Annotated in this window: 25 protein-coding genes; 4 read left to right on the top strand and 21 right to left on the bottom strand. The window is 60.5% G+C overall.

Annotation, left to right across the window (positions count from 1 at the left end; genetic code table 11):
* Positions 1–50: 50 nt before the first annotated feature.
* The 6 genes from ACGJAX_RS13900 to ACGJAX_RS13875 form a co-directional block, all read right to left on the bottom strand.
* Entirely contained in the window at positions 51–1490 is a 1440-nt protein-coding gene (locus ACGJAX_RS13900; protein ID WP_090317810.1) for a PLP-dependent aminotransferase family protein, read from the bottom strand.
* Between the two features lie 201 nt (positions 1491–1691).
* On the bottom strand, positions 1692–2504 hold the full coding sequence (locus ACGJAX_RS13895) for an OmpA family protein (RefSeq protein ID WP_090317807.1): 813 nt from the start codon (positions 2502–2504) through the stop codon (positions 1692–1694).
* Positions 2501–2857, bottom strand: coding sequence for a DUF4398 domain-containing protein (locus ACGJAX_RS13890; protein ID WP_090317803.1), 357 nt, complete (start codon positions 2855–2857; stop codon positions 2501–2503). The genes ACGJAX_RS13895 and ACGJAX_RS13890 overlap by 4 nt, the downstream gene beginning before the upstream one ends.
* Positions 2858–2866: 9 nt before the next feature.
* Positions 2867–3703, bottom strand: a complete 837-nt coding sequence (locus ACGJAX_RS13885) for a transporter substrate-binding domain-containing protein (RefSeq protein ID WP_390959475.1) — start codon at positions 3701–3703, stop codon at positions 2867–2869.
* Positions 3704–3912: 209 nt separating this feature from the next.
* Positions 3913–4842, bottom strand: a complete 930-nt coding sequence (locus tag ACGJAX_RS13880) for an electron transfer flavoprotein subunit alpha/FixB family protein (RefSeq protein WP_247255369.1) — start codon at positions 4840–4842, stop codon at positions 3913–3915.
* Positions 4843–5592, bottom strand: coding sequence for an electron transfer flavoprotein subunit beta/FixA family protein (locus ACGJAX_RS13875; RefSeq protein ID WP_007987229.1), 750 nt, complete (start codon positions 5590–5592; stop codon positions 4843–4845).
* A 549-nt stretch (positions 5593–6141) separates the two neighbouring features.
* Here ACGJAX_RS13875 and ACGJAX_RS13870 point away from each other — a divergent pair.
* On the top strand, positions 6142–7806 hold the full coding sequence (locus tag ACGJAX_RS13870; protein WP_390959472.1) for a 4Fe-4S dicluster domain-containing protein: 1665 nt from the start codon (positions 6142–6144) through the stop codon (positions 7804–7806).
* A 179-nt stretch (positions 7807–7985) separates the two neighbouring features.
* Here the strand turns inward: ACGJAX_RS13870 and ACGJAX_RS13865 are convergent, their stop codons facing one another.
* From ACGJAX_RS13865 to ACGJAX_RS13840, 6 genes are all read right to left on the bottom strand, one after another.
* A complete protein-coding gene (locus ACGJAX_RS13865) occupies positions 7986–8789 on the bottom strand; it encodes an IclR family transcriptional regulator (protein WP_090317790.1) in 804 nt (267 codons plus the stop codon).
* Between the two features lie 60 nt (positions 8790–8849).
* Positions 8850–10160 carry a D-galactonate transporter gene (locus ACGJAX_RS13860; RefSeq protein ID WP_390959470.1) on the bottom strand — a complete coding sequence of 437 codons (1311 nt, stop codon included), beginning with the start codon at positions 10158–10160 and terminating at the stop codon, positions 8850–8852.
* A 163-nt stretch (positions 10161–10323) separates the two neighbouring features.
* Complete coding sequence (gene dgoD, locus ACGJAX_RS13855) at positions 10324–11472, bottom strand: galactonate dehydratase (RefSeq protein ID WP_007950849.1); 1149 nt, start codon at positions 11470–11472, stop codon at positions 10324–10326.
* Between the two features lie 47 nt (positions 11473–11519).
* Entirely contained in the window at positions 11520–12140 is a 621-nt protein-coding gene (locus ACGJAX_RS13850) for a 2-dehydro-3-deoxy-6-phosphogalactonate aldolase (protein ID WP_090317780.1), read from the bottom strand.
* 19 nt (positions 12141–12159) lie between these two features.
* On the bottom strand, positions 12160–13152 hold the full coding sequence (locus ACGJAX_RS13845) for a 2-dehydro-3-deoxygalactonokinase (protein WP_390959467.1): 993 nt from the start codon (positions 13150–13152) through the stop codon (positions 12160–12162).
* Positions 13153–13413: 261 nt separating this feature from the next.
* Positions 13414–13896, bottom strand: a complete 483-nt coding sequence (locus ACGJAX_RS13840; RefSeq protein WP_056855912.1) for a GNAT family N-acetyltransferase — start codon at positions 13894–13896, stop codon at positions 13414–13416.
* A 208-nt stretch (positions 13897–14104) separates the two neighbouring features.
* Here ACGJAX_RS13840 and ACGJAX_RS13835 point away from each other — a divergent pair, with 208 nt between their 5' ends.
* The 3 genes from ACGJAX_RS13835 to ACGJAX_RS13825 all read left to right on the top strand — a co-directional run bounded on the left by ACGJAX_RS13835 (position 14105) and on the right by ACGJAX_RS13825 (position 16135).
* A complete protein-coding gene (locus ACGJAX_RS13835; RefSeq protein WP_390959465.1) occupies positions 14105–15310 on the top strand; it encodes an MFS transporter in 1206 nt (401 codons plus the stop codon).
* An 80-nt stretch (positions 15311–15390) separates the two neighbouring features.
* Positions 15391–15726, top strand: coding sequence for a hypothetical protein (locus tag ACGJAX_RS13830; RefSeq protein WP_247255365.1), 336 nt, complete (start codon positions 15391–15393; stop codon positions 15724–15726).
* A gap of 28 nt (positions 15727–15754) precedes the next feature.
* Positions 15755–16135 carry a Rho termination factor N-terminal domain-containing protein gene (locus ACGJAX_RS13825; protein WP_390959463.1) on the top strand — a complete coding sequence of 127 codons (381 nt, stop codon included), beginning with the start codon at positions 15755–15757 and terminating at the stop codon, positions 16133–16135.
* A 132-nt stretch (positions 16136–16267) separates the two neighbouring features.
* Here ACGJAX_RS13825 and ACGJAX_RS13820 read toward each other — a convergent pair whose 3' ends face one another.
* The 9 genes from ACGJAX_RS13820 to ACGJAX_RS13780 all read right to left on the bottom strand — a co-directional run bounded on the left by ACGJAX_RS13820 (position 16268) and on the right by ACGJAX_RS13780 (position 26498).
* Positions 16268–17197 carry a PfkB family carbohydrate kinase gene (locus tag ACGJAX_RS13820; RefSeq protein ID WP_390959461.1) on the bottom strand — a complete coding sequence of 310 codons (930 nt, stop codon included), beginning with the start codon at positions 17195–17197 and terminating at the stop codon, positions 16268–16270.
* Complete coding sequence (locus ACGJAX_RS13815; protein WP_390959459.1) at positions 17190–18656, bottom strand: cytosine permease; 1467 nt, start codon at positions 18654–18656, stop codon at positions 17190–17192. The genes ACGJAX_RS13820 and ACGJAX_RS13815 overlap by 8 nt, the downstream gene beginning before the upstream one ends.
* A gap of 221 nt (positions 18657–18877) precedes the next feature.
* Positions 18878–19876, bottom strand: a complete 999-nt coding sequence (locus tag ACGJAX_RS13810; RefSeq protein WP_390959457.1) for an ADP-ribosylglycohydrolase family protein — start codon at positions 19874–19876, stop codon at positions 18878–18880.
* Entirely contained in the window at positions 19873–20586 is a 714-nt protein-coding gene (locus ACGJAX_RS13805; protein WP_090317767.1) for a GntR family transcriptional regulator, read from the bottom strand. The genes ACGJAX_RS13810 and ACGJAX_RS13805 overlap by 4 nt, the downstream gene beginning before the upstream one ends.
* A 197-nt stretch (positions 20587–20783) precedes the next feature.
* Positions 20784–21752: an L-arabinose ABC transporter permease AraH gene (gene araH, locus ACGJAX_RS13800; protein WP_247255360.1), complete on the bottom strand. Its 969-nt coding sequence runs from the start codon at positions 21750–21752 to the stop codon at positions 20784–20786.
* A 12-nt stretch (positions 21753–21764) separates the two neighbouring features.
* On the bottom strand, positions 21765–23321 hold the full coding sequence (gene araG, locus ACGJAX_RS13795) for an L-arabinose ABC transporter ATP-binding protein AraG (protein WP_390959454.1): 1557 nt from the start codon (positions 23319–23321) through the stop codon (positions 21765–21767).
* Positions 23322–23385: 64 nt separating this feature from the next.
* Positions 23386–24390 (bottom strand): substrate-binding domain-containing protein, encoded by a 1005-nt coding sequence (locus ACGJAX_RS13790; protein WP_390959452.1) that lies wholly within the window; start codon positions 24388–24390, stop codon positions 23386–23388.
* 141 nt (positions 24391–24531) lie between these two features.
* The gene (locus ACGJAX_RS13785) at positions 24532–25350 is read right to left on the bottom strand and encodes an SDR family oxidoreductase (RefSeq protein WP_390959450.1); all 819 of its coding nucleotides are present in this window, start codon (positions 25348–25350) and stop codon (positions 24532–24534) included.
* A gap of 272 nt (positions 25351–25622) precedes the next feature.
* Complete coding sequence (locus ACGJAX_RS13780) at positions 25623–26498, bottom strand: SMP-30/gluconolactonase/LRE family protein (RefSeq protein ID WP_390959448.1); 876 nt, start codon at positions 26496–26498, stop codon at positions 25623–25625.
* Positions 26499–26517 lie beyond the last annotated feature (19 nt).

The raw sequence follows: 26517 nt of genomic DNA, 5'->3' as shown, positions 1-26517 counted from the left end.
TGTTGCAGGCCACATGACAAGCGCGGGCAGGAAATACCTGCCCGCCTCCATCACAGACCGCTGGCCATTTCCTGGCAGAGCTGGGTGGCGAGCATTCCGAGAGTCATCAAGGCACGCTCGGCTTCGCGATTCCAGGGAATGCCGCAGTTCAAGCGGATGCAATGATTGAATTGCTCGGTGTTACTGAAAATCAAACCCGGTGCGATGCTGATGCCCTGCTGCAGTGCTCGCACATGCAGCTCCTGGGTGTTGACCCGTCCCGGCAAACTCACCCACAGGATGAAACCGCCGGTTGGCCGCGTCATCTGGGTGCCTTCGGGGAAGTACTGCTGCACCGCCAGCTGAAAGGCACTGAGGTTCTTGCGATATTCCTGGCGGATGTACCGCAGATGCCGGTCGTAACCACCGTTCTCCAGATAAGCCGCAATGCCCATTTGCGTGACGCTGCAGGCGGAATGGGTACTGAACGTCTGCAAACGCTGGATTTCCTGCTGGTACTTGCCGGCAATCATCCAGCCGATCCGCACACCCGGCGACAGGGTCTTGGAGAAGCTTGAGCAATAGATCACCCGGTCCAGGCGGTCATAGGCCTTGAGCGATTTGGTGCGCCCCTGCTCAAACATCAATTCGCCGTAAATATCGTCCTCGACAATCTGGATATCGAAGTCGGATGCCAGGCGCAGCAGTTGTTTCTGCCGCTCCTCTGGCATGGTGCCGCCCAATGGGTTACTCAAACGAGTGGTCAGCACCAAGGCTTTGATCGACCACTGGTTAGCGGCCAATTGCAGGGCTTCCAGGCTCATGCCGGTGGACGGATCGCTGGGAATCTCGATGACTTTGAGACCCAGCAGATCGGCCAGTTGAAGCAAGCCATAGTACGTCGGCGACTCGGCCGCGATCAGGTCACCGGGCCGTGTCAGCACCCGCAGGGACATTTGCAAGGCATCGACGCAACCGTGGGTGATTACCACTTCCGACGGATCGACCACTACGCCGGCATCACGCATGCGGATCGCCACTTGTCGGCGCAACGGCTCGAAACCCGGGCTGAACATGTAGCTGAACGCACGCGGACTGTGAAAACGGGTGACTTTGGCCAGTTGCTGGTGCAGCGCCCGCACCGGCAGATAATCGACACTGGGCACCGCGGCGCCCAACGGGAAGACGCCTTCGCGGCGGGACTCGACCAATACCTGCTGGATGATGCTGCTGCGAGTGACCAGGCCAGGACGCTCGACCCGGGCGATATCCGGTGTCGGCGCGGTCAGGGCCGGTGTCTGGTGCACGTAGTAACCCGACTGCGGCCGGGCACGGATCAGCCCCTGATCCTCAAGGTTGGCATACGCCTGCAGCACAGTCGCATGGCTGACATTGAGCTGCGAGCTCATCTTGCGCACCGAAGGCACACGCTCGCCGGGTTGATAGACACCACGACGGATATCTTCGGCCAGTTGCTGAGCAATACGTTGGTAGAGCAGGAGATTGGTCATGACGCAGCACTCGATTTCACGGGCATTTTATTCTTGTGTGAAACAATACCGGAACAGTTTAGAAGTGTACTGGGACAGTTGCCACAATAGTCGACAGTACAGTGCAGTGTCAGCAAGAACTGTACTGTTTTGAGAGGTATTTGGCAGGCATAAAAAAACCCGGCGCTGACTGGCAGGCCGGGTTTTCCAGTGACGCCACCCTTAGCGGGCGGCGCCCAACTGGCCTTTTTCGTCGGAGAACACAATTTCCACCCGACGGTTCTGGGCGCGACCACGCTCGGAAGCGTTCGCGTCCACAGGGTATTCGTCGCCGTAGCCTTCAACCTGAATGCGTTTGTCGTCGATCCCCAGATCCATCAAGACATCCGCCACCGATTGCGCACGATCGAGGGACAGCTTGAGGTTTTCCTGTTTGCCACCGGTGCTGTCGGTGTAGCCCTCGATCCGCACCACGCGCTTGGGATTGAGCTGCAGGAACTGGACGATTTTCAGCACGACGCGGTTCGCCGAGTTTTTCAGCTCCGCTTCACCGGTATCGAACAGCACATCGCCCAGGGTCATGACCAAACCACGGTCCGTCTGGGTGGTGGCCATCGCAACGATCTGTTCTTCGAGCCACTTGCCCTGCTGCTGCACGCTGAGCAGTTTGGATTCACGCAAGGCCAGTTGCAGGCGCTGCCGCTCCAGTTCGAGCTTCGCCGCGCGCTCTTCGTTAAGCACCTTGTTGGTGTGCTCCCGAGCGATCTCGCTGTAGCGCTGGCTCAGATAAGCGTAATGCGCCACGTCCGACCCGCTACCCCAGTAGCTGGACAACCGATCGGCGCGAGCCAGGGATTCACCGGCGCGGATCACGTCCTTGGGCGCGATTCGCAGTACATTGGAATCTTCCTTGACCTTCTGGAAGTCGGCACCGGCCTGCTGCAATGCCGCTTCGCTGTGCTGACCGGCGCAGCCGTAGAGGCTTGCGCAGCCGGCCAGGATCAAACTGCCGAGGGCCTTGGTCTTGAGGCTCATTGGGAGTCTCCCACTTGCTTGCGCAGACGGGCAATGCGGGTATTGAGCACGTTCAACTGCTCTTCGCTCTTGAGGGTCAGGACCCGCGCTTCAGCCAGACGCGCATCCAGCTCGGCCTGTTCCGACCGCATGCGAGCGTTCTTGAAGGATTGGTCGGCCATGTTCCCCTTGGCACGGTTGAACTTGTCTTCGGCCAATTTCATTTCAGGCACTTCATCGGCAGTGGCACCAACAGCCTTGGCTTGTTCAAGTGCCTGTGCAGTCAGGCGCATTTGTTCGTTCGGCGCCGGATCGGCTGCACAACCCGCCAGAGCCAGAACGGCCAGGGCAGCGAAAAGAGGTCGGATACTCACTAAAAATCCCTACTGTTTTGAGGTACTGACTGGTTGCTTCTGCCGTTGAGAAAGTTGAGCATTCCAGCGCTCGATATTGCGTTGCAGCACGGCCTCCGTCAGTCCGGACGCGGGCAATTCTGTCATCTTTTTGGCCAACTGTCCGCGCAACCACGGATCGTTGCAGGCCGAGTCATGGGAAACAGCCAGAAACAGCCCCGGCCTGTCTACCGGTTGTACGCGAGCCACGAGGTCATTGGACATACCCAATGTCTGCGCCATCGCCATGCCCGAATAACGTCCGGCCAGGACATATTCCACCTCGCCCAAGAGCAATTTCTGCAAGGCCTGGGTCAGGTTGGACGTACGCGTGAGGGTCAACTGCTGCTCAGCGAAAGTACCGAATGCCGGGGTCAGCCGGGACTTTTCGGACAAGGCACCGGTATGCCCCTGCAAGTCCTGCACATTGCTGTAGACCAGTGACGAATCCTTGCGGGTCCAGACCAGATAGTCGTTTTCCAGCAACGGCGGGTGAATGTAATCCAGGGTTTCCAGTTCGCTGACCGTCAACGAGGCATCGGCCAGCAAGTCCATGCGCCCACTGCGCACTTCGTCCAGGGCCTGAGAGCGTGTTCCGGCGTACAACAGTTCAACCTTGATCCCCAACTGCCCCGCCACTTGCTGCAATAAATCGGCGCTGGCACCAATCAGATGCCTGGGGTCTTGCGGGTCTTGCCACAGATACGGTGGCGCATCCGGGCTGCCAGTCGCCACCAGGCGCTCGCACTTGCCTGCTGCGCTGGACAATGCTGGAAATAGCGTCAACCCAAGAAGCAATGACCAGCCATACACGCGGCGCAAATCCATGGCGAAATACTCCCGTTGAGACTGTTTATAACCTTGTAGGAGCGAGCCGGCTCCGGGCGGCGTTCCGACGATGGTCTCAAAGGCACCGCGTGTATCTAGGGTCCCCGCGTCATCGTTGACGTCCATCGCGAGCCGGCTCGCTCCTACAGAAAAAAAGCAAAAAAAAGCCCGACCAAAAGGTCGGGCTCTTTATAAGTGAAGCCGCCGGATTAGACCAGCTTCTCCAGCTCAGGGATGGCTTCGAACAAGTCCGCCACCAGGCCGTAATCGGCCACCTGGAAGATCGGCGCTTCTTCGTCCTTGTTGATCGCAACGATCACTTTGGAGTCTTTCATGCCGGCCAAGTGCTGGATCGCGCCGGAGATACCGACGGCGATGTACAGCTGCGGCGCAACGATCTTGCCGGTCTGACCGACCTGCATGTCGTTCGGTACGAAACCTGCGTCGACCGCGGCGCGCGAAGCACCGACGGCAGCGCCCAGCTTGTCGGCCAGGGCGTACAGGTGTTTGAAGTTGTCACCGTTCTGCATGCCGCGACCGCCGGAAACGACGATTTTGGCAGCGGTCAGTTCCGGACGATCGGACTTGGCCAATTCTTCGCCAACGAAGCTGGAGATGCCCGCGTCGTGGGCAGCGCCAACGGATTCAACCGAAGCCGAACCACCTTCAGCGGCAACCGGGTCGAAACCGGTGGCACGCACGGTGATCACTTTCACGGAAGCGTTCGACTGGACGGTAGCGATGGCGTTACCGGCATAGATAGGACGCTTGAAGGTGTCAGCGCTTTCTACCGAGATGATCTCGGAGATCTGGTCAACGTCCAGTGCAGCGGCGACGCGCGGCAGGATGTTTTTGCCGTTGGAAGTGGCGGCAGCCAGGATGTGGCTGTAGCCCTTGCCCAGCTCGGCAACCAGAGGAGCAACGTTTTCCGGCAGCTGGTGAGCGTAGGCAGCGTTATCGGCTACCAGCACTTTAGCTACGCCTGCGACTTTCGCAGCGGCTTCAGCCACGGCGCCAGCGCCCTGGCCTGCAACCAGCACGTGGATGTCGCCGCCGATTTTGGCAGCGGCAGCAACGGTGTTCAGCGTGGCCGGAGCCAGCACTTTGTTGTCGTGTTCAGCAATAACCAAGATAGTCATTTAGATTACCTTCGCTTCGTTTTTCAGTTTCTCGACCAGTTCAGCCACCGACTTGACCTTGATACCCGCGCTGCGTGCAGCAGGCGCTTCGACTTTCACGGTCTTGTTGGTGGAGGCGGTGGAAACGCCCAAAGCGTCCGGAGTCAGCACTTCGAGAGGCTTCTTCTTGGCTTTCATGATGTTTGGCAGGGACGCGTAGCGCGGCTCGTTCAAACGCAGGTCGGTGGTGACGATGGCCGGCAGTTTCAGGGAAACGGTCTGCGCGCCGCCGTCGATTTCACGGGTGACAGCTACGCTGTCGCCGCTGATTTCGACTTTGGAAGCGAAGGTGCCCTGACCGTAACCGCTCAACGCAGCAAGCATTTGGCCAGTCTGGTTGTTGTCGCTGTCGATGGCTTGTTTGCCAAGGATCACCAGCTGAGGCTGTTCCTTGTCGACAACCGCTTTCAACAGTTTGGCAACGGCCAGGGAAGTCAGATCTTCGGCGGATTCGACGAGGATGGCGCGGTCGGCACCCAGAGCCAGCGCGGTGCGCAGTTGCTCTTGAGCGGTGGACGGGCCGACGGAGACGACGACGATTTCAGTCGCAACGCCTTTCTCTTTCAGGCGTACGGCTTCTTCCACTGCGATTTCGCAGAACGGGTTCATCGACATCTTGACGTTGGCGAGGTCGACGCCGGAATTGTCCGCCTTGACGCGGACCTTGACGTTGTAATCCACAACGCGTTTGACAGCTACAAGAACCTTCATGGATTCCTCGTTACTCTCCGGTGAAAAGAAAGTCGCCTAGGCGAACCTGGCGGTTGATGCTCATCGGGCGCAAGGGCACCTCTAAAAACGCCGGCAAACGTGTCAAGTGACCATCGCTCATGATGTTGATGACCGTTCGTCAGTCGTGACTCACGAGTCATTCAATATCCCAGCGTGTAAACTCCGCGCCAAAGCTGCGCGGCACTTCACTTTCAACGGCCATCGCCCTGTCTTTAGAGGTGCTCTTGAAACCTGCAGTCAGCCTACGGCGAGCGCAAAACCGCCCGTATCTTGACCGGAACACCTATTCCGGTCAATACGCCAAAATGGCCGTTCATAAGCCGCGTGACTTTGATTTATCTGGCTTTGAGCCATTTCAAACAAACGTTTGTATTGGACGCTGAGAGTGGTGTAGATATAATGCGCCACCCAAAGAGAAAGGTGGTTAATCGATTGTCCTCTCCCGGCGTTGCGCAGGGATTCAAGGATGCGACACCAAACCTCCCAAATTAGAAAAAAAACTGTTGAGCCTTGAGTAGGAGATAACCTGTGGAACGCGAATACATGGAATTCGACGTGGTCATCGTCGGTGCCGGCCCCGCTGGTCTTTCCGCTGCCTGCCGATTGAAGCAGAAGGCCGCCGAAGCCGGTAAGGAAATCAGCGTCTGCGTGGTCGAAAAAGGCTCCGAAGTCGGTGCTCACATCTTGTCCGGTGCCGTGTTCGAACCACGGGCCCTGAACGAACTGTTCCCGGACTGGAAAGCACTCGGCGCCCCGCTGAACACGCCCGTCACCCGCGATGACATCTTCGTGCTCAAGAACGCCGAAAGCGCGCAGAAAATTCCAGACTTCTTTGTGCCCAAGACCATGCACAACGAAGGCAACTACATCATCTCCCTGGGCAACCTGTGCCGCTGGCTGGCCCAGCAGGCCGAGAACCTGGGCGTGGAAATCTACCCGGGCTTCGCTGCCCAGGAAGCCCTGTTCGACGAAAACGGCGTGGTGCGCGGGATCATCACCGGCGACTTGGGCGTTGACCGCGAAGGCCATCCGAAAGAAGGCCTGTACACCCCGGGCATGGAACTGCGCGGCAAGTACACGCTGTTCGCCGAAGGTTGCCGCGGCCACATCGGCAAGCAACTGATCAAGCGCTTCAACCTCGACAGCGATGCCGACGCCCAGCACTACGGCATCGGCCTGAAAGAAATCTGGGAAGTCGACCCGGCCAAGCACCAGCCCGGCCTGGTGGTCCACACGGCCGGTTGGCCGATGGACATCATGGGCACCGAGAACACCGGTGGCTCGTTCCTCTATCACCTGGAAAACAACCAGGTGGTGGTCGGCCTGATCGTCGATCTGTCCTACAGCAACACTTACCTGTCGCCGTTCGACGAGTTCCAGCGCCTCAAGCATCACCCGGTGCTCAAGCAGTACCTGGAAGGTGGCAAGCGCATCAGCTACGGCGCCCGTGCCATCTGCAAGGGCGGCCTGAATTCGCTGCCGAAAATGGTCTTCAAGGGCGGCGCGCTGATCGGTTGCGACCTCGGCACCCTGAACTTCGCCAAGATCAAAGGCAGCCACACCGCGATGAAATCCGGCATGCTGGCCGCCGAATCCGTGGCTGACGCGCTGTTCGCTGACCTGGACGGCACTGCAGAGCTGACCACTTACGTCGACGCGTTCAAGAAGAGCTGGCTCTACGAAGAACTGTTCGCCAGCCGCAACTTCGGCCCGGCGATCCACAAGTTCGGCGCCATCGTCGGTGGCGGTTTCAACTGGCTCGACCAGAACATCTTCGGCGGCAAACTGCCGTTCACCCTGCACGACACCAAGCCGGATTACGCTTGCCTGAAGCTGGCGGCCGACAGCAAGAAGATCGACTACCCGAAACCGGACGGCAAGATCAGCTTCGACAAACTCAGCTCGGTGTTCATCTCCGGTACCAACCATGAAGAAGAACAGCCGTGCCACCTGAAGCTGACCGACCCGAGCATCCCGATCAACAAGAACCTGCCGCTGTACGATGAACCAGCCCAGCGTTACTGCCCGGCCGGCGTGTACGAAGTGATTACCAAGGAAGATGGCGAGAAGCGCTTCCAGATCAACGCCCAGAACTGCGTGCACTGCAAGACCTGCGACATCAAGGACCCTTCGCAGAACATCACCTGGGTGACGCCGGAAGGCGCTGGCGGCCCGACTTACCCGAACATGTAAGCCGAACGCTGAACAACGAGGCTCCCGAATGGGGGCCTTTTTGTTGCCCACGATTTTACTGGCGGCACAAAAAACCAATGTGGGAGCCTGCTCGCGATGAGGGCAGCACATCCACCACTGATGCGACTGACAATCCGCCATCGCGAGCACGCTCGCGCCCACATTCAATCCGATCAACTTCAGATTTTGGCGCCCAGCTCCGCCGACAGGCGCGCCGTCACACCCTTGATCAACGGAATCAACTCGGCCATTTTTTCCAGCGGCATATACGGCACGGTGCTGGCGATGCTGATACCGGCGACAATGCGCTTGCTGGCATCACGAATCGGCGCCGCCACGCACCGGATCGACGGTTCGTTGTCCTCCAGGTCGAAAGCGTAACCACCGGCCACGTACTCGATCATGCGCTGATGAAACTGCTCCCAGGACTGCTCCGGGTGCTGCGGCCAGAACTGATTTTTCCCACCCGCCGGCAGACTGACTTCATACAGCCGCTGCCACTCTTGCGGGGTGTCGTCGAGCATCAGTGCCTTACCGATGCCGGTACGCGCCAACGGCATGCGATGGCCGACCCGCGAGCGCATTTCCGGGCCGTTGCGCCCCGGATTCTTGTGCAGGTACAGCACTTCGTCGCCTTCACGGATCGCCAGGTGAATGGTGTCACCGGTCAACGCCGACAACTCATCCAGGTACGGCCCGGCCAGGGTGACCAACGGCAGTTCTTCGCGCGCCTGAAATCCCAATTCGATCAGCTTCGGCCCGAGCAGATAACCGACTTGCGGTACCACTCGCAGATAACGTTCATCGACCAGGCAACTGGCCAGTCGATGAGTGGTGCTGCGCGTGGTGCCGATCAACCGGGCGATTTCCTTGAGATCACGGGCGCCGCTGGCCACGGCCTGAACCACACCCAGGCCACGAAGCAGTGTCTGGGTGCCGGTCGGCGCGGCGTCCTTGGCGTTTTTTGGGGCGTCTTCCTGCATATCCAGCCTTTACCGTTGGGCGAGTGAACGGGCGGCATTATGGTCGCCCGAACGCCGCGACTACAACTTGATACGCTCGACTTTCCCCACCAGCAAGATGTAGGAAAGTGCCCCCATCAACGCCAGTACCGAGATGTAGGTGATTGCCGGAGCAAACGAATCACCGGTCGCGAGGAAACCGATGACAATCGGCGTGGCGATGGCCGACAGGTTGCCGATGAAATTGAACACCCCACCGGTCAGGCCGAGCAACCGGGCCGGTGCCAGCGTGGAAACCAGCGACCAGGTGATCGACGCCAGACCGTTGCCGAAGAACGCCAGGGCGAGGAAGGCAATCACCAGCGGTGTCGACTCGACGAAGTTGGCGCCGATGATCGAAGTGGAAATCAGCAGGCCACTGATGATCGGCAACTTGCGAGCGAAACCCACGGTGTAGCCGCGACGGATCAAGAAATCCGAAAAGAATCCGGAACACAACACTCCAACGAACGCGGCGAGAAACGGCAGCGATGCCAGCAAGCCGGATTTGATGAAGTCCATCCCGCGGTATTTCACCAGATAGGTCGGGAACCACGTCAGGAAAAACCACAGCGTCGAGTTGAGGCAGAACTGGCCGAGGTAGATACCCCAGAGTTTGCGCTTGCTCAGGACGATCCCCAGGTCCGTCCAGCTGAATTTGGCTTTGCCCCTGGCTTGCTCGGCCTGGATGTCCACCAGCCCGCCGCCTTCGCGGATCAGGTCGATTTCGGCCTCGTTTGCGCCCTTGAAGTCACGCGGTTCGCGATACACCGTGTACCAGATCACCGCCCAGAGAATGCCTACGGCGCCTGTGGTGACAAACACCATATGCCAGCCGAACTCGTGCTGGAGCCAGGCCAATACCGGTGTCAGGAACGCCAGACCGACAAACTGTCCCGAGGTGTAGAAACCAATGGCCGTGGCGCGCTCGCGCTCGGGGAACCACGTGGTGACAACGCGGCTGTTGATCGGATAGGCCGGTGCTTCGAGGGCACCGACGGCCATGCGCAATACGAACAGCGCGATGAAACTGCCGGCAAAGCCGAGCATCACCGTGGCCATCGACCACAGCAGCAGCGCGACTGTGTAAAGAATGCGCGGTGGCACCCGATCCACCAGCCAGCCACCTGGGATCTGCATGGCGGCGTAGGTCCAGCCGAAGGCCGAGAAAATCAGGCCGACGTGAATCGGATCGATGCCCAGGTCGCTGGTCAGCGCCGGGGCAGCGATCGACAGGTTGCTGCGATCCAGGTAATTGATCACCACGGTGATGAACAGCAGGACCATGATGAAAAAACGCTTGCGGCTGGGCGTCACCAACGTCGCCTGCCCGGTGAGGGTTTGCGGTTGCATGAGGAATGCCTCTTCTTATGTTTATTGAGGACGATCTAAGCCTTGCACGAAACCCTGTGGGGCTGGCTTGCCAGCGATGGCGAGGGCACATCCGGCGTTGATGTGAGCAACAGGACGCTATCGCGGGCAAGCCCGCTCCCACAGGGTATGTGTGAGGAGGAACTCACCACTCGGCAAAACTGCCATCGGCATGACGCCAGATCGGGTTGCGCCAGCGGTGGCCGACGGCTGCGCGTTCGATCACGTACTCCTCGTTGATCTCGATACCCAGGCCCGGACCGTTGGGGATTTTCACGAAGCCTTTGTCGTAGTCGAACACCCGCGGATCCTTGACGTAATCCAGCAGATCGTTGCTCTCGTTGTAATGAATGCCCAGGCTCTGTTCCTGAATGAACGCGTTGTAGCAGGCCGCATCCAGTTGCAGGCAGGCGGCCAGCGCAATCGGACCCAGCGGACAATGCAGCGCCAGCGCCACGTCGTAGGCTTCGGCCATGTTGGCGATCTTGCGGGTTTCGGTGATGCCGCCGGCGTGGGACGCATCGGGCTGGATGATGTCGACGTAGCCTTCGCTGAGCACGCGTTTGAAATCCCAACGGGAAAACAGGCGCTCACCCAAGGCAATCGGCGTGCTGGTCAGCGGCGCCAATTCCTTCAGTGCTTCGTAGTTTTCGCTGAGCACCGGCTCTTCGATGAACATCAATTTGTACGGGTCGAGTTCCTTCATCAGCACCTTGGCCATGGGCTTGTGCACCCGGCCATGAAAGTCGACACCGATGCCGACGTTCGGGCCCACCGCGTCACGCACCGCCGCGACGTTGGCCAGTGCCAGGTCGACTTTCTCGAAGGTGTCGAGGAACTGCAGCTCTTCGGTGCCGTTCATTTTCACGGCGGTGAAACCGCGCCCCACCGCTTCCTTTGCCGCCCGCGCGGTATCCGCCGGACGGTCGCCGCCGATCCACGAATAGACACGAATCTTGTCACGCACCTGGCCGCCGAGCAGATCGCTGACCGAAACACCCAACGCCTTGCCCTTGATGTCCCACAACGCCTGGTCGATGCCGGCCAGTGCGCTCATGTGAATCGCACCGCCCCGGTAGAAGCCGCCGCGATAAAGCACGGTCCAGATGTCTTCGATGTTGCGTGGGTCTTTACCGATCAGGTAGTCGGACAATTCTTCGACGGCGGCCGCCACGGTGTGAGCGCGGCCTTCGACCACGGGCTCGCCCCAACCGGTCACGCCCTCGTCGGTTTCGACCTTGAGGAAGCACCAGCGCGGCGGAACGATGAAGGTGGTCAGTTTGGTGATTTTCATCTTCTTGTCTCTCTTATTCAGATGCAGCGCACGCAGCGCCAAACGTCTTAGCGAAGGGATTTCCAGGCAGCGACATAGGCCTTGGCATTGGCCGCCACTTGCGCAGGAGTCATGCCTGGTTTGAACAACCCGGAGCCGAGGCCAAAGCCTTTGACGCCGGCATCAATGAACACCTGCATGTTGTCCGGGGTGATGCCACCGACCGGTGCCAGAATCGTTCCCGCCGGCAACACCGCGAGCCACGCCTTGACGACCGCCGGCCCCATCTGTTCGGCCGGGAACATTTTCAGGATGTCCGCGCCTTCGGCCAGTGCCGCGAAGGCTTCGGTCGGCGTGGCGACACCCGGCGACAGGTACAGCCCCGCTGCCTTCGCGGCGCGCAATACCTTGGGATCGCTGTGGGGCATGACGATCACCTGACCGCCCGCCGCTTTCACTTGTTCGACCTGTTCCGGCGTCAGCACCGTGCCCGCACCGATCAGGCAATCGGCGGGCAAGGTGCTGCGCAGGATACGGATGCTTTCGTAGGGTTCGGGGGAATTGAGCGGCACTTCGATGACGCGAAATCCGGCGGCGTACAGGACTTCGCCGATGGCCGCAGCCTCTTGCGGACGCAGGCCACGCAAAATCGCGATCAGACCGTTTTGCGCCAGTGCTTGTTTGAGCATGTCAGAGCTCCAGTCAGGTTTATCGGGATGGGTTGGGCGTGACCAGTCCGGCGGCCAGCGCCAGTCGCCACAACCCGCGTTCGGTGGCCTGCTCGGCCTGGGTCACCCGGGCGAAACCGCAAGCGTCGAGGGCTCGGCTGTAACGCGTACAGAGTTGGGAATTGCCGATGAGGATGATCGACGGCAGGTGCACCGTGTTGCGTCGACGGCGCTGAAGACTGGCCAGCGCCGAGAGCTCATGACCGATCAGCAGCCCGGACAGGTAATCGGGTTGTGCGGCGGCGCTCAGTTCACCCGTCAGCCCCAGGCTGCGAGCGCTGAACACTGTCGAAAGCACGCCAATCTCGCCGTCGGCCGACAACGCCACCTGCACGCCGCGATCGAAAGCTTCGCCATCGAACGATCCCCCACGTTGCTGGGTGCGCCCCAGAATGCTGTGTTCGCTGAGCACAGCGAAGATCTCGCCGGTCATGAAGGTATCGAAATGGATGATGCAGCCGTTGGCCACTTCCACCCATTTCGAATGACTGCCCGGCAGGCCGATCAACAGATCGGTGCCCGCCTCGTCCGGCAGCGTTTGCAACACACCGAGCACCTGGGTTTCTTCGCCGCGCATCACGTTGGGCAAGCGCGTGCGCTGGATCACACCCGGCACGATGTGCACGTCGACACCGCGAAGACTGCGTACGGTTTGCAGGGCGGTACCGAGGGTCGCGACGTTTGCCGGCGTATCGCGGTAGGCCGCTTCGCGCCAGCCCTGGGCGCTGCCGACCATGCCGCAGGCAATCACCGGCAGGCCGGGCTGCTCGTCGAGCCAGTCGCCGCAGGCCTGGTCAAAGGCCAGTTCAAAGCCGTCGGCGCATTCCCGGCCGGCGATGACGCGCGGCGCCTTGGGCAATTGCATGATCCCCGACGACAGCGACCGCTGTTCGAGCACCTGGCCACCTTCGGCCAGTTTGTAAGCACGTAATGAGGTTGTCCCCCAATCGAGCGTGATCAATTGCGCCAGCATCGCTTCACCTGTTTTGGTTTTTGGCAGTGAGTGAGCTGGACTATAAACCCGGACGAGGAACAATCTCAATATATAAATATCAATCCCATATATTGAGACTAGACAAAAAAAACATCGCAGCGTTCGCTAGCTCCTCGGAATGCATTCCCCTGAAGGAGCTAGCTGGCTAGCGATGGTCGTCAACGATAACGCGTGAAGCCTGGCACCCTGCGGTGCTTTCGATTTCTTCGCGAGCAGGCTCGCTCCGACAGGGGTGGGCGTTTAATTTCCTTCGGCGAACTCGCGGAGTACTTTGCCGTCCATCCGGTAGCGAACCCACTCTTCCTGCGGCTGAGCGCCCAGGGATTTGTAGAAATCGATGGCCGGGGTGTTCCACTCCAGAACGCTCCATTCGAAGCGCCCGCAGTCGTTGGCACAGGCAATTTTCGCCAAATGCCGCAGCAGGGTCTTGCCCGCCCCGCCGCCGCGTTGTTCCGGAGTGATGTAGAGGTCTTCCAGGTACAGGCAGTTGCTGCCCAACCAGGTGGAATAGCTGAAGAAGAACACCGCGAAACCGATCGGCAAACCGTCGCGCAGGCAGATCAGGCCATGGGCGGTCGCCCCCTCACTGAACAGGCTGCGCTCGATGTCGGCAACACTGGCAATCACTTCATGGCGGGCACGTTCGTAGTCGGCCAATTCAGTGATGAACGCGAGGATTTGCGGTGCATCACTGGGGGTCGCCGGGCGGATTTCGATCGTCATGGACGTGCCTTGTCATAAGTGGAAAACGCCATACTAAGGCGGCGCGCGATTTGTGGCGAGGGAGCTTGCTCCCTCACCGCAGAACGTCCTGGCTACAGGTCATTACTCCGGCTTTGGCTAACCCTTGCATCGCGAACCTCGCACCCAACATAGACGCCTTGCGTGATAGATAGATGACCTCGTATTTATCGGGTCAAGGAACCGCGTCATGTCTACCGCAACACCCCCTGTCTCCAGCAAGTTGTTCGGCCTGTTTTGCCTGGCCAGCTATCTGCTGTCGCTGTCTTACGGTTCGACCTTTTTGCTGTCGCTGTTGATCGGCTCTCGCGGTGGCAATGAGCAGGATGCCGGCAGCGTGATTTCGGCAGCGATGCTCAGCACTTTTGCCGCGGTCATCGGCTCCGGTCACTTATCCGACTGGCTCGGCGCGGCCCGCTCAGTGGCGCTATTCGGCCTCTTGCTGGTAGCCGCCAGCCTGGGCTTTGCCCTGACGCCCGGCTTCGGCCATCTACTGCTGCTTTTCGGGCTGTTGCTGGGATTGGGCTGGGGCGTTTTCTATACCCTGGGGCCGATCATCGTCGCGAGCCTGGTGACGCCGGCGCAGCGCGCCAAATATTTCGCCCTGCTGTCGGGCAGCATGATGACCGGCATCGGCAGCGGTCCGCTGCTCGGTCGCGCCGCGAGTGCCCTCGGCTATCCGGTAACGGCGGCATTTTACCTGGCGGCGCTGGCCAGCTTCATGGGGGTGCTGCTGTTCTGGCGTCTGGGTCGACAGCTGAAAACGGCCCCGGCGCAATCGACCGTCGTATCGCGGATTTCCTGGCACGCCGCAGCCCGGGTGCTGTCGTCCAGAGCAGTGTTCCCGATCATCATGGTCGGCCTCGGCGGCTGCGTGTTCGGTGGGCTGTCGAGTTTTCAAACCAGCTACGCGGCGCAGCGCTCGCTCGACTATTCGCTGTTCTTTCTCGGTTTCATGAGCGCGGCGATCAGCGGCCGCCTGCTGATCGCCGGATTCGTGGTCAAGCGCGATCCGCTGCGTGCGTCCTGCCTGCTTTCGGGATTGATGCTGGGTTCGATCCTGATGTTCGGATTCATGGTCAACGATGGCTTCAGCTACGTGCTCGCCGCCGTGATGCTGGGGATCGGTTACGGCCTGACCTATTCAGTGATCAACGGCCTGGCCGCCAATGAAGCGCCGAGCGGCACCACCGCGCAATCCTTGCTGCTGTTCAGCCTGTCGTACTTCATCGGCGTGTTCGGTTTTCCACTGCTGGCCGGGAAAATCATCGTCGAACACGGCATGGCCACGCTGCTGCTCACCGTGATGGGGGTTGCATCGCTCAATTGGTTGATTACCGTCGGGCGCCTGGCCTGGCGCCGAATCACCGCGGTCAAGGCGTTGCAGCGCGCCTGAGCCGTTCGTCGCCCAGGAGGCACCCATTGAGATCCGGGGCGGACTAATCAGGCAGGACTCTATTTATTGGAGACAACACCATGAGCCTGTCCCGGTTGACCGCCCTCGCCCTTTCCGCGCTGCTGTCCTCTGCCGCCTTCGCCGGGACCATCGGCTCAGGCACCGGCCCCACCAATCCGGTGGAAAAACCCAAGGCCCCGGCCATCCAGAGCGCCCCCGGCATGAACACCGGCGGTGCGGGAATCGACAACCGTTTGCCGCCTTCCACCGGGACCGATCCTCGCACCCAGGGCAACGACCCCGGACGCCAGGGCGGATTGGACTTGCCGGACACCGAAACACCCGATAACACCGGTGGCGGCCTGGGCTCGAGCACCAGCGGTAACTCGGGCAAAGTCGGCGGAATCAGCCAATAGTTGCCCCCCTGAAAGCAGGAGAAATCCCATGCCTCGTGGAAGCAAAGACAAATACACCGCCGAGCAGAAGCGCAAGGCCGAGCACATCGAAGACAGTTATGAAAGCAAAGGCGTGTCCAGGGAGGAAGCCGAAGCACGCGCCTGGGCCACGGTGAACAAACAATCCGGCGGCGGCGAACGCGCCGGAGGATCGGGGCGCAGGAAGCCGGCCAGCGCCAAGTCCGAGGATCGCAAGGAATCGGCCCGGCGAGCCGTCGCCAGTCGCGAGGGGCATTCGCGCAACAGCACGGCCTCACGCGATACGCAAACCGTGGACAGTTTGATGAAGGAAGCACGGGCGAAGAAAATTCCGGGCAGATCCAGCATGCGCAAGCAGCAGTTGATCGAGGCGTTGCGCAAGGCTGGCTAAAGTCCGAATCATGCAGTGGATCGGAGGGGGTCATCGCGGGCAAGCCCGCTCCCACAGGGTTTCAATGTGTTCACAAATCAAGTGTTCACCACTGTCCCTTGAGGAAGCTGGCTTGCCAGCGAAGGCGTCCGTTCAGCCGTTGAATGACTGCCTGACCAATGCATCAACCTCGGCTGTGCCCGGCGAAGTGGCAGGCCCCCAGCGAGTCACCGCCAACGCCGCCGCCGCATTCGCCCGCCGCGCCGCATCAAACGCAGACAACCCTTGGGCCAGGCCCGCCACGAACACCCCGGCATGGGCATCGCCCGCACCGTTGCTGTCCACCGCGTCGACCTTGAAGCCCGGTACATGCCGACACTCAGCGCCCTGGCTGATCCAGCACCCTTGCGGGCCGTCGCGCACCACCATCAACACCGTGGGTGGCAGAAGGTCGGTCAGGCGCGTCAGCGCTTCGGCAATGCCCGACGTCCCGGTGAATTTCAGCGCCTCGACCGCATTGCTGGTCCACAGATCGATGCGTGGCAATAAAGCCTGCATCAACGGCGCCTCCGGTGAATCCACCAACGGCCCCGGATCGAACACCACCTTGATTGCGCTCGGCAACGCCAACACCCAGTCCACCAGCGCCTGCGCCTTGCCGACGTGCAGCAGGCTGTAGCCACTGACATAGACATAGTCCCCCGCCTCGACCTCTACGCTTGCCAGGTCTTCGGCAGTCAGTTCACCCTCGGCACCGATGCAGGACACGAAACTGCGCTCGGCCGAAGCGTCCGTGATGGCGACACACAATCCGGTGTCGCGCTCGGCGCGGTGAGGGATGCCGATCCGGATGCCCTCCGCATCCATCGCCGCGCGCGCCAGATCACCAAAACGCCCGGTGCCATGACGGCCGAGATAGACCACCGGCAAACCGTTGCGCCGGGCGGCGGCCATCACATTGAAGCCACCTCCGGCTTCGAAACTGGCGGACTGCGCCAGCACGTCGCCACCGGCTTGCGGCAATTTATCCACGGCCATGACCAGGTCGATGATGACCTGGCCGGTGTGCAACAACTTAGGCATGCGCATTCCCGGTCAACGCAGCGCGACGATCCTTCGCCCCGCCGAGTACAAAATAAATCCCGCCCGCCACCACGAAGGTCACGATCCAGCCCAAGCCGTTATGGCCCAGCCACGAGTCGGAGAGGAAGCCCTTGAACCAGACGTTTTCTGCGGTGGTGCCGATGGTGGTGAAACTAAAACCAAGCACAATCGCAATCGCCCAGGCCCCGAAAGCACGCCACTCGATGCCGCCGCGATACCAGTAGGCGCTGCTCGGGCTGACATCCAGCAAGTCCTTGGGGCTGTAGTAGTGACGGTGGATCAGGTCGACCACAAAGATCCCGACCCACGCGGTGATTGGCACCGCCAGCAGTGAAATGAAGGTGATGAAGGGGCCGTAGAAACTGTCGGCAATCAGCATGAAGTAGATCGAACCGGCAAAGATCGCCACGATGTCGACCACGACCGCATAGACACGCTTGACCTTCAAGCCGAGGGTCAGCGTGGTCAGGCCGGCGGAGTACACCGACAAGTTGTTCGACAGCAGCAACCCGCCAAATGCGGTGATCAGATACGGCACGGCCATCCAGGTCGGCAGCATGTCGCGGATCGCGATGATCGGATCGGTGGCCTGGGCCAGGTCGTTATTGCCCACCGACAGCAGGCCGCCGAAGGTGATCAACAGCACCAGCGGAATGCCCGCGCCGAATGCCGCTGACGCCACCAGGCGCACAGCCTTGACGCTGCGGTGCTGGTAGCGCGACATGTCGGCACCGGCATTGGCCCAACCGATGCCGGTGCCCGCCGCCATGGTGCCGACGCCGATGATCATGGCGCTCAGTGGCGCAGGCGTGGCGTTGAACACCGCGCTCCAGTCAATGGTGGCGCAGAGGAAACCGCCCACCAGAATGTTCAGCGCGCCAAACACGTAGGTCGCCCACTTCTGGATCACCAACAGCGTGGCGTGACCGAGGCCGGACACCGACAGGGTCAGCAACACGAAAATCGCGATGAACAACAGCGTCAACAGCGGTGCGCTTTTCGCTTCCACCGGCGAGCCGAACAGGATCGAGCACAGCGACAACAGCACGAACGCGGCGGTGGTGGTGTTGACCGTTTCCCACCCCAGGCGCGACATCAGCGAAACCAGGGTCGGGCCGATGTTGCCGCGCACGCCGAAGATGGCACGCGACAAAGTCAGGCTCGGGGCCCGGCCACGACGACCGGCAATCGAAATGATCCCGACCACCGCGAAGGAGCCAGCAGCACCGAGGATTGCGACGATGATCGCCTGCCAGATCGCCAGGCCGCGAAACGCCACGAGGGTCGCCCCTAAAGGCAGGCCGAGGATGGAAATGTTGGCGGCGAACCAGACCCAGAACAGCTGCAGGGGATGACCGTTGCACTCGGCTTCCGGCACCGGTTCGATGCCCCGGGTTTCCAGCTGTCCGGCGTTCTGCCCGACGTTTGATGAACTCATGAAAAATACTCCTGTTGCCTTTGTTGTGGTTGTGGGCAAATACGGAAGTCGACACAACGTCTCGGCTTTCCTGGCCGTGCTCGTGCGATCCATTGCGGGTTATCAAATCCAATGTGCAGCGTGGCTATCGCGAGCAGGCTCGCTCCCACAGGGTCACTGCGAGCCTGAAGGAACACGCTGTACCTGTGGGAGCGGGCTTGCCCGCGATGGCTTCAGTCCAATCAACGCAACGCCAATAGCCCCTGCACCAGTGGCTCCAGCTCCAAATGATTGACAGCCTTGACCGTCTCGACCATCGCCACCGGCCAACTCTCAAGGCCCAGGCAAGCCCCGAGCATTGCGCCGAGAATCGCCGCGATGGTGTCGGTGTCGCCGCCCAGGCTGGCGGCCATGCACAGTGCGTCGAAGGCATTCATCTCGCCGATGGCCACTTGCTGCGCCAGGGCAAACGACACCACCACCGATTCCTGTGACGCCACCGAAGTGCCAATCACGTCATACAGCAGATCGGCCAGCAACGCCTTGTCGCTGTCGACGCTGATGCTGCGCGCCCAACTGATGCGCGAGGCAATGCGTCCGCCGGCAACCCAGTGACCATGGCTTTCGGCTTGTTGGGCGATTCGCTGGCCAAGGCTCAACGCCTCCCCCAGCCCCATGCCGTTGATCCCGGCCGAGACCACCGCCGCCACCGCCGCGGCGCTCGAAATACCCAGCGTGGTGTTATGGGTGACTTGGCAGGCCTGCACCACGGCGTCGATAAAACCCTCGGGATCGCCGACGTCCGCCGCGATACCGACCGGGGTGATGCGCATCGCCGCACCGTTGGTGGTGCCGTAACGCCCCGCCTCTTCCGGCGAATGGCCGGCCAGGATCATCTCGATCGCACGCTTGGTCGATGGCCCGAGCAAATCCTGCGAGCCCTTGGCCTGCATCCCGGCTTCCCATTCGATCAAGCGCCGGGCGAGCAGCGCCGGTTCGATCTTGCCCTTGCCGTCGATCAACAACTGCCCGACCAGGATCGCCTGTTCGGTATCGTCAGTGATGGACCCCTTGGGCATGTTGGCGGCAATCGGTTGCAAGGGGCCGGCGTCTTGCAAGTCGGTGATTACGCCGAAGCGCGCCTCGATCTCGGCGCGGCTCAGGGATTGGGTCGGCATGCCCAGGGCATCGCCCAGGGCCAGGCCATAGAACGCACCCAAGGCATGATTGAGTGCGGTCATTTGCTGTTTCCAAATTGCAGGTGCAGGCGGAAGTGGATGGGGTCCAGCAGGCTTTCCACCTGTTCCATGAAACGGTTTTGCCGGTCGTACGTCGTACGCAAGGCTTTGAGGAATACCGTGCCGACCGGTCGTCCCAGCAGTTCGGCGTCTTCGGCGTTCAGTGGTTCGGCACCGATCCATTGATCGCCGCGTTCGCCGATATAGCCGTAGGCAGCCAGGGTGATGGTCAGGGAATTGTCGATCAAACCGACGCGCGGCAAGCTTTCCAGGCCTCCGGTGGCGGGCATCAAAGAGCGTTCGAGGGAGACCAGGGTGCCGTCGTTGGAGCGGCGGCGCCGGTCGAGGGTAATGAACTGGTCGGTGCCGAAACGCGACAGCAAGTCAGGACGGGTCACCGCCTCCAGCCGCAGCACTTCGGTATTGATCAGCGCACCGCTATCGGCCAGGGCCTGGGCCCAGCCACTGCGCTGGTCGAGCACCACACCATCGAAAGTGACGATGGAGCCCACTCCGCTTTGCGTCGCTATGTAGTTGCGCCGTTTCAACTCGGCCAAGGCTTCACGCAAAGTACCTCGACTGACTTTGAATTCTTGAGCCAACTGATGCTCGCCCGGCAGATGAAAGCCGTCCTCCATAAGGCCGCTTTCGATGCGCCGGATAAGCTCGTCGACCACCCGTTGTTTCTTGTCAAATCGTACCTGTCTAATCATGTACAAATTGATACCTGAAACGGGTTGGGGCGGGCAAGGAATATTTAAGGGAGGTGACAGAAGGATGCGATTGTTCGCGAGAGCGGGAGTGATTCAGTTATGCCGCCATCGCGGGCAAGCCACGCTCCCGCAGGTTTTTGCGAAACCTGTGGGAGCGTGGCTTGCCCGCGATGGCGCCCGTAAGAGCAGCGAAAATCTCAGCGCTGTTTCAGACGGTCAATCACCACCGCCAACAGCAAAATCGAACCGCGAATCACGTACTGGTAAAACGTATCGATGTTCTTCAGGTTCATCGCGTTTTCGATGATCGCCAGAATCAGCACCCCGGCAATCACGTGCCGGATCATGCCGATCCCGCCGCTCAGCGATACCCCGCCCAGCACGCATGCCGAGATCACCGTCAGTTCGAAGCCCTGGCCGATCATCGGCTGACCCGAGGTCATGCGCGAAGCCAGGATCACCCCGGCCAGCGCGCCGATCACGCCGTGCACGGCGAAGATGATGATCTTGGTCCGGTCAACGTTGACCCCGGCCAGCAGCGCCGCTTCCTGGTTGCCGCCGATGGCCATGGTATTGCGGCCATAGGTGGTGTAGTTGAGCAGCCAACCGAAGAACAGGAAGCAGACGATGGTGATCAGGATCGGCACCGGCACACCGAACAACTGGCCGTTACCGAAGACAAAGAATGGCTCCTGGGACACCCCCACCGCTTTGCCATTGGCGAAGATGTAAGCCAGGCCGCGCACGATCTGCATGGTGGCCAGCGTGGTGATCAACGCGTTGACCCGCAGCTTGGCGATCACGATCCCGTTGATCAGCCCGACAATCAGTCCCATGACCAGCGCCGCACAGACACCGAGAAACACGCTGTTGGTGTCGCGCATCACCACGGCCGCGACGACCCCGGCACAGGCGATCACCGAGCCCACCGACAAGTCGAAATGCCCGGACGCCAGGCAGTACAACATGGTGCAGGCGGCGATCCCGGTGGTGGAAATCGCCAGGCCCAGGCCACGCATGTTCAGCGGCGAAAGGAAATTGTCGATCAGCAAGGTGCAGAGCACGAAGATGCCCACAGCCGCCAGCAGCATGACCCAGTCATCGAGAAAGCGCCGCAGGTCCAGCGGTTTGCGCGGAGTCGGCAGGGCATTGTTTTGGGTTGTCATCATAATCACCTCTCAGTTCGCCACGCCGTCAGCGCGTTGGCGCGGCAAAGCCAGTTGCAGCAGGTTGGATTCGTTGGCCTGTTCGCGGCTCAGTTCGCCACGCATGGCGCCTTCGCACAGCACCAGGATGCGGTCGGAAATGCCCATCACTTCCATCAGGTCGCTGGACACCACGATCACCGAAATACCGTCGGCCGCCAGGTTATGGATGATCTGGTAGATCTCGGCCTTGGCGCCGATGTCGATACCGCGCGTGGGCTCGTCGAGCAGCAGCACTTTCATTGGCATCGACAGCCAACGACCGAGGATGGCTTTCTGCTGGTTGCCGCCGGATAGAAACTTGATCTGCTGCCCGGCATGCGGCGTCTTCACTTTCAGCGCCTTGATCTGCTTGTCGGCATTGCCCTTCTCCCACAGGCCACGCAACAGACAACCGAAGGTGGAATGGGCACCGCGAGCGCTGATGTTGATGTTTTCGGCGACGCTGGAGAGCGGCATGATGCCCTCCTTCTTGCGATCCTCCGGGCACAACAGAATCCCGGCGGCGATGGCGTCGCGGGGTGAACGCAATTTCAGCTCGTGGCCGCGCAATTCAAGGCGTCCCGCGGTGTTGCGCTGCAAACCGCTGAGCATGCGAAACAGCTCGGTACGACCGGCCCCCACCAAACCGAACAGCCCGAGAATCTCGCCTTTATGGGCTTCGAAACTCACCGGCTCGCGCAAGCCTGGCCCGAGCAGCCCGTCGACTTTAAGTGCCACCGCACCGCGCTGACGAGGGCGGTAATCGTAGATGTCCTGGATGTCGCGACCGACCATGCAGGTGACCAATTGATCGTGGGTCAGCTGGCTCATGTCCTCGAAGGTGCGCACGTAGCGACCGTCCTTGAACACCGTCACCGCGTTGCAGATGCGGAACACTTCTTCCATGCGATGGGAGACGTAGAGCACCACTTTGCCCTCATCGCGCAGGCGAGCGATGATCGCCATCAAGCGATCGATCTCCCGCGCCGAAAGGCTGCTGGTGGGCTCGTCAAACGCAATCACATGCGCACCACGGGACAGGGCCTTGGCGATTTCCATCAGTTGCCGCTGGCCGAGGGACAAGCGCCCGACTTTCTCCTGCGGGTCGATTTCATCAGCCAGGCCCTTGAGACAGGCCAATGCCTGTTGGCGAAGGGTGCGACCGTTGATCAGGCCGAAGCTCGCCGGCAGATGCCCGAGAAACAGGTTTTCCGCCACGGTCATTTCCGGCACCAGGTGCAGCTCCTGGTGGATCACCGCGACGCCGTTGCCGATGCTGTCGGCGGTGGACCTGAAGACCATCGTCTGCTCGCCGATCTGCAGGTCGCCACTGCTCGGTATATACGCGCCACCGAGGATTTTCAGCAGGGTCGATTTACCGGCACCGTTTTCCCCCATCAAGGCATGAACCTGCCCCGGATGGGCGACGAAGCTGATGCCATCGAGCGCCTTCACCCCGGGAAAGGTTTTACCGATCCCGTTGAAGCGCAAGCTGCCACTGCCCCTGAAAGCTCCGTCAGTGCGTTGTTGTACTTGTGTTTGCGCCATAACCACCTCGTCACGCGGATCAGGCAACCCCATCATCAGGGCTGCCGATGAAATCAACCGGCCCTCAGTTCCACAGGCCGATCTTTTCCAGCTCCTGCTTGAAGTTGTCGCGGGTGATCAGCGTCACGTCGTCCATGGCGGTGTATTTCGCAGGTTCCGTGCCGGTGGTGACCCACTCGTACATCATCGCGGCAGTGTTGTAGCCCTCGATGTGCGGGCTTGGCAGCATCGAGCCATAGAAACCACTGTCGGGTTTCTTCAATTCACCGATCGCATCGGTGCCGTTGATGCCGATCCCGATCACATTCTTCGCGGCGAAGCCGGCGCTTTCGGTGGCGCGCACCCCGCCCAGCACGGTGTTGTCGTTCATGCCGCCGATGATCAGGTTTTTCGCCGCGCCCGGCAGTTTCACCAGCGCCGAGTTGGTGGCGTCCATGCTGCCCGGTACGTCAAGGGTTTTCAGGGCCGCGAACAGAATGTGGTCCTTCGGCATGCCGGCATCTTCCAGCGCCTTGACCGAACCGTCGGTGCGCTTTTTGCCGGTGTCGAGTTCGTTGTAGGTGTTGATCACGGCGTAGGTGTCTTTCCACTCCCAACCGCGTTTTTTCGCTTCGGTAGCCATGGCATGGCCCTGCTTCTGGCCGACTTCGAACGCCGCCATGCCGAGGTAGGGAACGTCTTCCATAAACTTGCCGCCGGCGTCGACGAAACGGTCATCCACAGCAATCACTTTCAAACCATTGAGCTTGGCTTTGGCCATGATCGCCGGGCCGAGGGACACATCCGGCGGGCAAATCACAAAGCCCTTGGCGCCGTTGGCCGCGAGGCTGTCGATGGCCGACAGGGTTTTCTCGCCGTCCGGCACGGCGATCTTGATCAAGGTAAAGCCCTTCTCCTTGCCGGCCTTTTCAGCGAAGGCCCATTCGGTCTGGAACCAGGGTTCTTCGGCTTGTTTGACCAGGAAACCGATTTTCACTACCTCGGCCGCCAGCAGCGTGCTGCTCAGGCTGACCGCGGTGACCGCCAAAGCGGCACAGCACAGGGAACGGATTGCACGACGACGATTCATAAGCTGACTCCTTGTTATTTTTTTTGAGCGTTCTTTGAAAGCGTTCTTGTAAATCAATGGGCGGTGAACCCGTGCTGCCAATAGTCATATCGTATGATGATTGGATTTCAGGCGTAGTCATGTGCCTGAAATCCCGAAGGTTCAGTCGTGGTACATCACCGAGCGCCCACCATCGATGGTGATGCACGACGCGTTGATGAACGGCGCTTCATCGCTCGCCAGGAAAACCGCCGTCATGGCCACTTCGATCGGCTGGCCGATCCGTTTTGGCGGGTGCAGGTCAAAGGCGCGCTGACGTTCGGCGTGAGGATCGGCAAACCCGTTCCAGTAGTCGACGTTCAATTGGGTTTCGATGTAACCGGGTGCAATGGCGTTGACGCGAATGCCCTTGGGCGCATATTCGATGCCCAGGGCGCGGGTCAGGCCGAGCAAACCGTGCTTGGCCACCGGGTACGGAAAACAGCCTGGAATGATGTGGGTGGAATGGGTCGAGGCAATGTTGATGATGCTGCCGATGCCCTGCTCGATCATCTGCGGCAACACGGCCTTGCAGCCATACCAGGCGCCGTCGAGGTCGATGGCGAAGCAGCGATGCCAGTCTTCTTCGGTCATTTCCAGAGGGTCGCGGAACACGTTGACCCCGGCGCAGTTGACCAACACGTCGATTCGGCCATGACGTTCGACCGCCAATCTGGCCATGGCGTGCAGATCCTGTTGGCGCGATACGTCGGCCTTGATCGCCACCACATCGGCACCTTGTTCCCGCCAGTGCGCCGCGACTTTTTCGACTTTCTCGGCCTGGATATCGCTGATGATCAGCCTGGCTTGCTGGGACGCGAAAGTTGCGACGATGGCCTCGCCAATGCCTTGGGCGGCACCGGTGAGCAGCACGACTTTGTTTTTCAGGCGCTCACCCTTCGGCGGCTCGGGTACCGGTGGCAAGGAAAGAGGTTCAGCCATGGGTCAAGACTCCTGTTCGAAAGCACGACAAAAACCGGGCATCCGTGGATGTCCGGTCAAAAGACGTTGAGGAAAAACAGGCGAGCGCAAAAACGCATCAGCATCGATGGGTTCTGAAGCACTGACTCCGCAAGGGAGTGCGGTGGAAAATCGCTGCATCACTTCACCTGTTTTGTTTTTTTAAGTGTGAGTGCATGTCACTGGTGAGGCCGACTATAAACCCGGCCCACAACAAATCTCAATATATATATTTGCATCCCATATATTGGGAATTATCCAGCGAATCGACTACAGATTTTTCCTGGGACATCGACACGCATCGACAACACCGCCCCGTCCAGCGAATGCCCGAGCGGGCTGGCTGCACTGGTGATGTACAGGGTTTTCAGGTCGGCATCGCCGAACACGCAACTGGTGGGACGACTGACCGGCAGGTCGATGACCCGATCGACTGTGCCGTCCGGGGCAAGCCTGAGCAGGCAACTGCCATCCCATCGGGCGTTCCAGATAAAACCTTCGGCATCCATCGCCGATCCGTCCGGACCGCCTCGCCCATGTCCTTCGAACCAGATCTGCGCCGGTTCGAGGTTGCCATCGGTGCGAATGACATGCTGATACAGCGTGCCGTCGAGGCTATCGCCGAAATACAGGGTGGTAATGTCCTCGCTCCACAACAACGTATTGGGAATGCCCAGCCCACGAAGCAGTGGCGTTACCCGGGCATCGCGATCAATGCGAAAAAGCCCGCCGGTACGCCGCGTGACGGGCAGGTCTTCACCTTGCTCGCCGATGTTGTTTTGCATGGTGCCGAGCCAGAGCCGCCCCAGGGCATCACAGCGCGCCTCATTGGCACGGTTGCCCGGTTGCGGATCGGCGACACAGAGCAATGTCAGGCGCGGCTCCAGGCCTGGTGAATCCAGATCGAGTCGATAGACGCCACTGCTCAGGGTCACCAATGCATCGCCGCTTTCGCAGGGGATGAAAGCCGACACATGCTCCGGCATCTGCCAGATCTGCACGTTGGCGCCGACCAGCCGCAGCGCTTGCTTGCCGGCGATGTCCACCCAGTACAGTGCCTGGGTCGGCGCATCCCAGAACGGGCCTTCGCCGAGTTGCGCCCGGTGTTCGGTAACCGCAGTCCACGTCATGCAACCTCCTGCTGTTGTT

The sequence above is a fragment of the Pseudomonas moorei genome, assembly GCF_042846945.1.
GTDB lineage: Bacteria > Pseudomonadota > Gammaproteobacteria > Pseudomonadales > Pseudomonadaceae > Aquipseudomonas > Aquipseudomonas moorei.
Note: the sequence above shows the minus strand (reverse complement) of the source record. Positions and strands in the feature narration are given on the sequence as shown.

Bases quoted from the DNA above. Each gene is read 5' to 3' on its own strand.
- ACGJAX_RS13885 (WP_390959475.1), bottom strand. From the start codon at position 3,703: ATGGATTTGCGCCGCGTGTATGGCTGGTCATTGCTTCTTGGGTTGACG.
- ACGJAX_RS13850 (WP_090317780.1), bottom strand. From the start codon at position 12,140: ATGCTCAAACAAGCACTGGCGCAAAACGGTCTGATCGCGATTTTGCGT.
- ACGJAX_RS13840 (WP_056855912.1), bottom strand. From the start codon at position 13,896: ATGACGATCGAAATCCGCCCGGCGACCCCCAGTGATGCACCGCAAATC.
- ACGJAX_RS13815 (WP_390959459.1), bottom strand. From the start codon at position 18,656: ATGAGTTCATCAAACGTCGGGCAGAACGCCGGACAGCTGGAAACCCGG.
- ACGJAX_RS13865 (WP_090317790.1), bottom strand. From the start codon at position 8,789: ATGCAGGAAGACGCCCCAAAAAACGCCAAGGACGCCGCGCCGACCGGC.
- ACGJAX_RS13900 (WP_090317810.1), bottom strand. From the start codon at position 1,490: ATGACCAATCTCCTGCTCTACCAACGTATTGCTCAGCAACTGGCCGAA.
- araG (WP_390959454.1), bottom strand. From the start codon at position 23,321: ATGGCGCAAACACAAGTACAACAACGCACTGACGGAGCTTTCAGGGGC.
- ACGJAX_RS13895 (WP_090317807.1), bottom strand. From the start codon at position 2,504: ATGAGCCTCAAGACCAAGGCCCTCGGCAGTTTGATCCTGGCCGGCTGC.
- ACGJAX_RS13860 (WP_390959470.1), bottom strand. From the start codon at position 10,160: ATGCAACCGCAAACCCTCACCGGGCAGGCGACGTTGGTGACGCCCAGC.
- ACGJAX_RS13810 (WP_390959457.1), bottom strand. From the start codon at position 19,876: ATGACCGCACTCAATCATGCCTTGGGTGCGTTCTATGGCCTGGCCCTG.
- araH (WP_247255360.1), bottom strand. From the start codon at position 21,752: ATGACAACCCAAAACAATGCCCTGCCGACTCCGCGCAAACCGCTGGAC.
- ACGJAX_RS13790 (WP_390959452.1), bottom strand. From the start codon at position 24,390: ATGAATCGTCGTCGTGCAATCCGTTCCCTGTGCTGTGCCGCTTTGGCG.
- ACGJAX_RS13825 (WP_390959463.1), top strand. From the start codon at position 15,755: ATGCCTCGTGGAAGCAAAGACAAATACACCGCCGAGCAGAAGCGCAAG.
- ACGJAX_RS13875 (WP_007987229.1), bottom strand. From the start codon at position 5,592: ATGAAGGTTCTTGTAGCTGTCAAACGCGTTGTGGATTACAACGTCAAG.
- ACGJAX_RS13835 (WP_390959465.1), top strand. From the start codon at position 14,105: ATGTCTACCGCAACACCCCCTGTCTCCAGCAAGTTGTTCGGCCTGTTT.
- ACGJAX_RS13820 (WP_390959461.1), bottom strand. From the start codon at position 17,197: ATGCCTAAGTTGTTGCACACCGGCCAGGTCATCATCGACCTGGTCATG.
- dgoD (WP_007950849.1), bottom strand. From the start codon at position 11,472: ATGAAAATCACCAAACTGACCACCTTCATCGTTCCGCCGCGCTGGTGC.
- ACGJAX_RS13780 (WP_390959448.1), bottom strand. From the start codon at position 26,498: ATGACGTGGACTGCGGTTACCGAACACCGGGCGCAACTCGGCGAAGGC.
- ACGJAX_RS13845 (WP_390959467.1), bottom strand. From the start codon at position 13,152: ATGCTGGCGCAATTGATCACGCTCGATTGGGGGACAACCTCATTACGT.
- ACGJAX_RS13785 (WP_390959450.1), bottom strand. From the start codon at position 25,350: ATGGCTGAACCTCTTTCCTTGCCACCGGTACCCGAGCCGCCGAAGGGT.
- ACGJAX_RS13830 (WP_247255365.1), top strand. From the start codon at position 15,391: ATGAGCCTGTCCCGGTTGACCGCCCTCGCCCTTTCCGCGCTGCTGTCC.
- ACGJAX_RS13880 (WP_247255369.1), bottom strand. From the start codon at position 4,842: ATGACTATCTTGGTTATTGCTGAACACGACAACAAAGTGCTGGCTCCG.
- ACGJAX_RS13805 (WP_090317767.1), bottom strand. From the start codon at position 20,586: ATGATTAGACAGGTACGATTTGACAAGAAACAACGGGTGGTCGACGAG.